General features: G+C 70.6%; 9 protein-coding genes. All 9 read left to right on the top strand.

The window, feature by feature from the left end:
• Positions 1-183 precede the first annotated feature (183 nt).
• The 9 genes from LP52_RS28520 to LP52_RS21270 all read left to right on the top strand — a co-directional run bounded on the left by LP52_RS28520 (position 184) and on the right by LP52_RS21270 (position 7,143).
• Positions 184-573 (top strand): cytochrome P450, encoded by a 390-nt coding sequence (locus tag LP52_RS28520; protein WP_238581033.1) that lies wholly within the window; start codon positions 184-186, stop codon positions 571-573.
• Positions 574-597: 24 nt separating this feature from the next.
• The gene (locus LP52_RS28785) at positions 598-732 is read left to right on the top strand and encodes a hypothetical protein (RefSeq protein WP_274518830.1); all 135 of its coding nucleotides are present in this window, start codon (positions 598-600) and stop codon (positions 730-732) included.
• On the top strand, positions 729-1,304 hold the full coding sequence (locus LP52_RS21240; RefSeq protein WP_040276121.1) for a hypothetical protein: 576 nt from the start codon (positions 729-731) through the stop codon (positions 1,302-1,304). Before LP52_RS28785 ends, LP52_RS21240 begins: the two co-directional genes overlap by 4 nt.
• A gap of 52 nt (positions 1,305-1,356) precedes the next feature.
• Complete coding sequence (locus tag LP52_RS27470) at positions 1,357-2,733, top strand: cytochrome P450 family protein (RefSeq protein ID WP_040276122.1); 1,377 nt, start codon at positions 1,357-1,359, stop codon at positions 2,731-2,733.
• 2 nt (positions 2,734-2,735) lie between these two features.
• On the top strand, positions 2,736-3,860 hold the full coding sequence (locus LP52_RS21250; protein WP_052810104.1) for a cytochrome P450 family protein: 1,125 nt from the start codon (positions 2,736-2,738) through the stop codon (positions 3,858-3,860).
• 235 nt (positions 3,861-4,095) lie between these two features.
• A complete protein-coding gene (locus LP52_RS21255) occupies positions 4,096-4,950 on the top strand; it encodes an SAM-dependent methyltransferase (protein ID WP_052810105.1) in 855 nt (284 codons plus the stop codon).
• Positions 4,951-5,062: 112 nt separating this feature from the next.
• The gene (locus LP52_RS21260; RefSeq protein WP_040276123.1) at positions 5,063-5,242 is read left to right on the top strand and encodes a hypothetical protein; all 180 of its coding nucleotides are present in this window, start codon (positions 5,063-5,065) and stop codon (positions 5,240-5,242) included.
• 102 nt (positions 5,243-5,344) lie between these two features.
• Positions 5,345-6,226, top strand: coding sequence for a CPBP family glutamic-type intramembrane protease (locus LP52_RS21265; protein WP_157036425.1), 882 nt, complete (start codon positions 5,345-5,347; stop codon positions 6,224-6,226).
• 104 nt (positions 6,227-6,330) lie between these two features.
• Positions 6,331-7,143 carry an endonuclease/exonuclease/phosphatase family protein gene (locus tag LP52_RS21270; protein WP_040276124.1) on the top strand — a complete coding sequence of 271 codons (813 nt, stop codon included), beginning with the start codon at positions 6,331-6,333 and terminating at the stop codon, positions 7,141-7,143.
• The last annotated feature ends 806 nt before the right edge of the window (positions 7,144-7,949 follow it).

The following is a 7,949-nucleotide window of genomic DNA, read 5'->3' on the forward strand; positions in this document are numbered from 1 at the left end:
CGTCGGGGCCCGTGAGGGCGGCGAGGGGCTGACACCCGCGAGCTGCGCGACACCCTGTGGCTGCTGCTCACCGCCGGCTATGAGACCACCGCCTCCGCGCTGGCCAACGGCATCGAAACCCTGCTGGGTTCCCCTGATCAACTCGCGCGGTCGTGTGCGGGCGAGGCGGCCTGGCTGGCGGCCGTGGAGGAGATCCTGCGCGCCGCGACCAGCGTCGCCACGCTGCCGTTCCTCTTCGCGTCCGAGGACGTCACCGTCGCCGGCCACACCATCGCCGCGGGTGAGGCGGTGCTGCTGTGCTACCTGGCCGCCAACCGCGACCCCGCCCGTTACGGCGAGGCCGAGGCCCTGGATCTGGGAGCGATGCGGCCTCGCCACCTCGGCCTGGGCCACGGGCCCCACGTGTGCCTGGGGGCCGCGCTGGCGCGCGCTGAGCTGGAGATCGGCCTGTCCACTCTGTTCGCCCGGTTCCCTCGGGCCCGCCGGGTCGAGCCCGCCCCGCCGCGGCTGGGGTCGGTGTTCATCAACTCCCCCGCCGCGCTGCCGGTGCATCTGGAGCCCGCCGCCGCATGACCCCCTCGACGCAAGGAGCACGCAATGGTCTACCCCGCACGAACCGTCCCCGGTTCCGCCTCCTCGACGCGGACCCCAACGGCCGCCGCCGCGGACCAGGAGCCCATGGTGCTGCCGGTCGCGATCGGTAGCGGCGCAGGGCTGGCGGGTGCCCAGTGAACGACATCGACATCGCCGGCGTCGTGGCGCGTCTGCGTCGTGATTACCCGCAGTGGACCGTCACCCACCACGCCACCGCGGCCGCCCCGGGTGGGATCTTCCTCGCCCGCCGCCCGGTGCCCACCGACGACGGCACCGAGGCCTTCGCCGCGGCAGCCTCTGACGAGCAGGAGATGCGTCGGCGCCTGGACATCCAGGAGAGCCTCATCCAACGCTTGATCAGCCTCAGCCGCGGCGGCTCCCTCGCCCTGGACCACGATGCCGAGGTCGCCGCGGTGATCGCCGACCTGGAGGACGCTCACCCGCGCTGGCGCCTCAGCTACGAGATCGGCTCCCTAGGCGCAACGTTCACGGCCCGGCGAACTCTTCCCCCGCACCATGCCGACCTGGGGCTGTTGGAGACCGTGACCGCCCCGAGCGCGCAGGAGCTGAGCTGGCGTCTGGCCTCCCAAGACGCGCAAATCGCCGCCGTGTCCATGGCTGAGGGGCCCGAGGCGGATCCCGCCGGGAGCCTCACCGACACCGTGGCCGGCTTCGAGGACCTGCTCCGCCGCGCCGCCGGCGAAACCTGACCCGAGCCCTCGACACCCGTCCGGCCCTCCCCCTGACCAACTGGTGCCCCTGATGACGATCGAACCCTTCCCGCTCTACGCCCACACCGGCCCACCCGCCGAGCTCTGGCCCAGCCTGCGCGCCCGCTACCCCTCCGGTATCGCCCCGGTCATGCTCGACCCCTACACCCGGGCCTGGCTGCTACTCAGCTGGGAGACCAACAAGCAGGTGTTCCGCGATCCGCTGGAGGTCTACTCGGTCGACCCACGGTGGTGGCGCGAAGGCACCGACGGCACCGTGCCCGAAACCTCGGGGCTGAAGGCCATCTACCGCCCCCGCGACAACGCCCGCCACCACGACGGAGCCCGCCACCGCCACTACCGCCAGGCGCTGGAGAACGCGTTGGGCGCGGTCGACCAACGCCGACTGATCGCCGAGGTGGACGAAGCGGCCGACCTACTCGTCGCGCGCTTCGCTGCCCGCGGGTGGGCCGATCTCATCGAGGACTACGCCGCACAGCTGTCGGCGATGGCCCTGACCCGTTTGCTCGGCCTCGACGACGAGACCGGTGCCCGGGCGTGTACGGCCATGCGCCAACTGTGGGACGGCGGCGGAGGCGGCGACGCCCTGGCCGGTTGGTACGACCTCTATGCCGTGCTGGCGGAGTCAGCCAAGCACCAGCGGGACGTGCCGGGCGACGGGGTGATCGCCGGCCTGATCGACGCAGGACACACCGACGAAGAAGTCGCCGACCAGGCATCCCTGGTCGTCTCGGTCACCCACGATCCCGGCGCGCACCTGATCGGCAACACCCTGCGGGCGCTGCTGACCGACCGGACGCTGCGGGGCGAGGTATTGGGGGCACGTACCCGCACCGCCGATGCGCTGGATCTGACGCTCGTGCGCGATACCCCGATGCGCACCCTCATCGGGCGCTGGCCCCGCGTCGACCACCGCATCGGCGACTACACCGTCCACCAAGGCGACATGGTCGTCTTCGGCCTGGAGTCGGCCAACCAAGACCTCATCGACAAAAGCGGGATCACCCATCCGCAGGGGGCGCCGGCCTACATCGCCTGCGACACCCACGCCCTGGGCGCCGGCACCCGTGCACACCTGGCCTGGGGAGTGGGCGCCCACCAGTGCCCGCACAGCAGCCGCGATATCGCCACCACCATCGCCGAACACGCCATCGACCGGCTGCTGGCCCAGCTGCCGGACATGGCGCTGGCCGTCGACTCCACGGCGCTGGTGCGGCGGATGTCGTTGACCATCAACGGCCTTGAACGCCTCCCGGTCCAGTTCCAACCCACCACGATCACCAAGGGACAGACATGGCAGAGCCCCGCCCGCCCCTCGTCCTCGACCCCGGCACCAGCCACGCCGACCTCGCACCGCACCTCCTCGCCCATGGCCCGCTTGCTCAAGTGGATCTTCCCGGAGGGATAAGGGTGTGGGCCATCACCCACTACGACGCGCTGAAAGAGGCACTGCGCAACGAGCCCGAGGCCTTCGTGCGCAACATGACCAACTGGCGCGCCCTAGCCGAGGGGGAACTCAACCGGGCCAACCCCATGGTCGCGATGCTGGATGGCATGGACTCCATGCTGCAGTCCAACGACCCCGACCACGCCCGGGTGCGCCGCCTGGTGCAGAAGACCTTCACCCACCGGCGGATCCAACACCTGCGCCCGCAAGTGGAGGCGGTGGTGGACCAACTGCTGGACGGGGTGGAGGCCGCCGGGCGCGAGCGCACCGTGGACCTCAAGTCCGAGTTCGCGGTACCGCTGCCCATCCGGGTGATCTCGGACCTGCTGAGCATCCCGGAAGAGGACTCGGCCACGATCCAGGACCTGACCACCCGCGCCCTGTCAGGGCTGCACCCGGGGGTGATGGAGGAGTTCTGGGCCTTCATCGACGACACGATCGAGCGCAAACGCGCCCGTCCCGACGAGGGTCTGATCAGTGCGCTGATCGCGGTGCGCGACGAGGATGAGGCCCGGCTCAGCCCCAAGGAGCTGCGCGACAACATCCTGCTGTTCTACGTCGCCGGCTATGAGACGACCATGGGGGTGCTGACCAGCGGGGTGCAGGCGCTGCTGGAGCACCCCGACCAGCTCGAACTGATCCGCACCGGGCAGGTCGCGTGGTCCCAGGCCATCGAGGAGATCCTGCGCTGGCAACCCTCGGCGGCCACCCTGCCGATGATGTTCACCGCCCGCGACGGGGTCCGGATCGGTGACGTCGTGCTGGACAAAGGTGAGCCTCTGCTACTGGCCTACCTGGCCGCCAACCGCGACCCGGCCGTGTGGGAACACGCGGACACGTTCGACATCACCCGCGAGGCAGGGGCGCACCTGGCCTTCGGTCACGGACCGCACCACTGCCTGGGCGCACCGCTGGCCCGGATGGAGCTGGGGATCGCCCTCCCCGCCGTCTTCGAACGGTTGCCCGACCTGCACCTGTGGGGCGAGCGCCCCGGCCCGGCTCCCAGCCTGCTCATGCACCACCCCGCCTCCCTGCGGGTGATCCTGGCCCGCCATGTCGGCCGCGGCGCCTCCATGGTCGCCGCCTGACCACGGCCACCGCTGAGACGACCGGGCCATGCGCTCCGCGCCAGCCGCGCCGATACACCCGCCGATCCGTATCGGCGCCGGCCCCAGGGGAGACAGCGCGTCGAGCCGGGCCTGGTCACCGGTGGAGCGCGTGCTGAGGCGCGCCCCACCGGGACCACCCTCCCTGAACGAGACGGATCCCTTGATGCACATCAACGCCGGCCCCCGGCCAACTCCCACCCCTTGGAACACGCCAATGACATCCGATGACGAAGGCGTCCCGCCGAGCCCCGCCTTCACTACCGACAAAGCCACCCCGGCCCGCGTCTACGACGCGCTGCTCGGCGGCAAGGACAACTACGCCGCCGACCGCGCAGCCGCCGCACGGATCAAAGCGCGCGAACCCAACGCCGAACTGGTCGTCCACGCCAACCGCGCGTTCCTGCGCCGGGCAGTGACCTACCTGGTCGCCAACGCCGGTATCCGCCAGATCATCGACCTAGGCTCCGGGCTGCCCGAGCAAGACAACGTCCACCAGGTCGCCCAGACCATCGCCCCGGAAACCCGCGTGGTCTATGTCGACAACGACCCGATCGTGGCCACCCACGGCCACGCCCGCCTGGCCGACAACCCCAACACCGCCGTGATCACCGCCGACCTGCGCGACACCACAACCGTCATGGACGCCCCCGAAACCCGACACCTGATCGATCCCACCCAGCCGTGGGCGCTGCTGGCCGTGGCGGTGTTCCACTTCATCCCCGAGGACCCCGCCGAGATCGTGGCCGCCTACCGAGCCCACATGCCCCCAGGCTCGCACCTGGCGCTGAGCCACCTGTCCCAGGACGCCACCACCCCCGAGGTCGCCGAGGAAATCACCCGCACCTACGCCGAACAGGCCACCGCCCCCATGGTGCTGCGCAGCCGCGAGGAGATCACCCGGATCTTCGCCCGCATGGCGCTGGTGCCGCCCGGACTGGCGCTCATCATGAACTGGCGCCCACCCGTCGCCCCCGTGGCGCCTGACCGGGTGTGGTTGTTCGGCGGCGTCGGCCGCCTGCCTGCGCCCCCTGACACCCGGAGCGCGACCTCAGGAAAGCACGCCCCATGACGAGCCTTCCTCAGACGGGCCGCCGTGGCGTCACCCGCCCCGATCTGCGCGCCACCCTGGCACTCTTCGTCGGCAGCTCCTCTGGTCGCCGCCACGCGCGAGAAAGGTGCTCATGAGCCTTCCCACCACCGTGGTCGTCGTTGTGGCGGGCGAGGTGGTCCTCATCGGCGCATTCGCCGGCCGGGCCCGCCGTGACGGCGCAGACAAGGCTGCCTATCACGTGCTGTTTCCCGCCACCGCCGTCGTGCTGGGCGTCATCCTCGCGCTGGCGCACCTGGCCGGCTGGTGGTGAGCACCATCCCACCGATCCGCGCCCCGCCCGCGGGAGAACCAGCACCCCACTCCCCAGCGACTCCGAGCCCTTCTTCCACCATTGCCGAGACAGAGACCGATCGTGACGACACCCCCCTCAACCACCGCCACCGCCCCCACAGCAACCTCCGACCCGCCGGTGCGCGGGTGGCGGCGCCTGCTGCCCCAACCCACACCCGCCTCGGCCCTGCCCGCGCCCAAGCCGATGCCGGCCTGGCTCGCCTACACCGCCTTGGTCCTCGCCTACACCGTGACGTTCGGCTACTCGCTGACCGGCATCGTGGCGGCCTACCTCTCCGGCGGCACCGCACCGGTCACCCACCCGCCCACAGCCCAGAACTTCTGGTCACAGGCCCTGCCCGGCTGGATCCAGCACGCCGTCCTCCTCCTGGTGGTCACCGCGGTGGTGCTGCTGGTGGCCTGGCGGCGCCGCATCCGCGTGCACGATCTGTTCGCCCCCGCACCGCCCTCGGCCCCCACCGCCGAGAGCAAGCAGCGAGCGCGCCGCCAGGCCCGGACCGTGTTCCTTTGGGCACTGGCCGGGATGGCGGCCTGGATGGTGGCCTCCTCCGTCATCGGCCAACTGGTGCCCGCAGGCCTGGCCGGCGGGTTCGCCATCGAGAACCGCAGCGATGCCATGTGGATCGTCGGGCTGCTGGGACCGACCCAGTTCACCACCGCCCTGATCGAGGAACCCGTCGTCGTGGCGGTGCTGGTGATCCTGCTCAGTGCGGCCTACCGACCGGCCGCCGAAATCTACACGGTCGGGGCGATCGCCAAGGTGGCCTACCACGCCTACTACGGGCCCGTGGTGCTGCTGCTGATCCCCGAGGCGCTGCTGGTGCTGTGGCTGTATCGGCGCACCGGGCGGCTATGGGCCGTCATCTGCGCCCACGCCGCCTACAACGGCGCCTACTCCCTCCTGGTGATCGCCTGGCCGCCCGTCGCCGCCTACATGGGCTGAGCACCCACGCCGCGGTCCCCGCACGAATCCCCCTCGCGCGGGGACCCTCCGCACCCCAGCCGTCATCGACTTCGCTGCCGAACTTCCCAGCACAGGAAGCATCCATGACACCGCCCTCGAAACAGATCCGCATCGCGTCGCAGAACCTGAAACACGGCGGCATCCAGACCGGCGACGGCCGCCCCGACGACCGGTGGCCCACCATCGCCGCCGATCTCCGCACGGTGCAGCCCGACATCGTGTGCCTGCAGGAGTGCCACGGCTGGAGCGACCACCTCCGCGCCCAGGTCTACCGCGCCGAACAGGACCTCGGCATGCGCCTGGCCGGGCTCGTGCGCGGCCGCGCGGTCGGGGGCAACGCCGTCTTCTACCGACCCGAGGCCATGGCGCAGTGCGGGTGGGCCGACGCCTACGCCCAGGAGACCTACACCGGCCTGGGAGTCGCGCTCTTCGACGTCGCCGGCTGGTCCCAGCGGCTGGCCGTGGCCAGCACCCACCTGACCACCACCAGCGCCGAAGCGGCGATCGACGAGGCGATGCGGGTGGCCGACCGCATCACGCGCTACAGCGCATACGGGGTGATGATCGGCGACATCAACACCCACCCCGTGCGCGACGGCGGTAGAGCCCCCGACGCGGCGACCGCAAAGCCGCTGGACCGGGCGGCGCGCTGGGACAGCGACGACCAGCCCGATCGGCGCGTGGCCCACCGCCTGCACCGCGCCGGGCTGGTGGACGCAGCCGACCACCTCGCCCAAAAATCCGGCGACACCCGTCTATACGCACCGACGGGCCACGGCGGCATCCGGGTTGATCAGGCACTGGTGACAGCACCGCTGACCGCGAAGCTCACCACCTACGAACGGGTGGAGACGGCCAGCGACCACACCGGGATCGTGATCGGAATCGACCTGTAATCCACGCGCGCCGGTTGAGTACCGGCCACCGCTTCCCATGCAGTCCAGCCTTCGCCCGTCACCACAACAGGTGGACGCGGTCGCCGTCGAGGTAGCGGCGGGCGGCGATGGACATCCGCAGGCCCCCGGGACTGACCCGTGAGGACCAGCCCACCCCCACATCCGTGGAGCTCGGCGGCCCTTCAGCAGACGGTGCACATCGACGGCCGGTTCCTCCCCACGTCCCCACGTCCGTGGGGCTCGGGCATGCCTAGAATGCGGCATGCTCTCGATAGCCGGTCCATCCCCACGCGTGCGGGCAGCACTCCCCGGTATGCCCGTTTCAATAGCTGCCGAGAGGACCATCCCCGCGCGTGCGGGCAGCACACTGAATGACCTGCGCCTTCGCCGACCCTATAAGCCGATTTCATTCACTTCACAAGAAACCGACAAAAGCCCCACGCTTCCGCGGACTCACAGCTGTCTTAAGGCCGGAATCAGTCTCTACAGCGCGAGGGAAGGAACCCTCGCCTGATCGAAGCGCCCCTGCTGTCCCCACTGTTTGACCAGACGCCCCAACGTTCCTTGTGGCCGAAGTGGGACGCGATCTCGCGGCCGGTGGGCAACGAGCCGCCCTCACCACGGTTGTCCAGGGCCCAGTGCCAGGCCTCGGTCTGGCACCGCGGTACCGACTCAGACGGGGCGGCAGATTCCGCCTACGCCGGACTCGGATACACCTTTGGCTTCTCGCCGCCCAGTCGATTGCGGCTCAGCGGACGGGACAACGCCTGGTGTGGGCGAGGCCTGCTCATCATCGGTGTACGCAG

Source organism: Streptomonospora alba (assembly GCF_000826685.1).
In the GTDB taxonomy this organism is placed as follows: Bacteria; Actinomycetota; Actinomycetes; order Streptosporangiales; family Streptosporangiaceae; genus Streptomonospora; species Streptomonospora alba.

Bases quoted from the DNA above. Each gene is read 5' to 3' on its own strand.
- LP52_RS28785 (WP_274518830.1), top strand. From the start codon at position 598: ATGGTCTACCCCGCACGAACCGTCCCCGGTTCCGCCTCCTCGACGCGG.
- LP52_RS27470 (WP_040276122.1), top strand. From the start codon at position 1,357: ATGACGATCGAACCCTTCCCGCTCTACGCCCACACCGGCCCACCCGCC.
- LP52_RS21255 (WP_052810105.1), top strand. From the start codon at position 4,096: ATGACATCCGATGACGAAGGCGTCCCGCCGAGCCCCGCCTTCACTACC.
- LP52_RS21260 (WP_040276123.1), top strand. From the start codon at position 5,063: ATGAGCCTTCCCACCACCGTGGTCGTCGTTGTGGCGGGCGAGGTGGTC.
- LP52_RS21270 (WP_040276124.1), top strand. From the start codon at position 6,331: ATGACACCGCCCTCGAAACAGATCCGCATCGCGTCGCAGAACCTGAAA.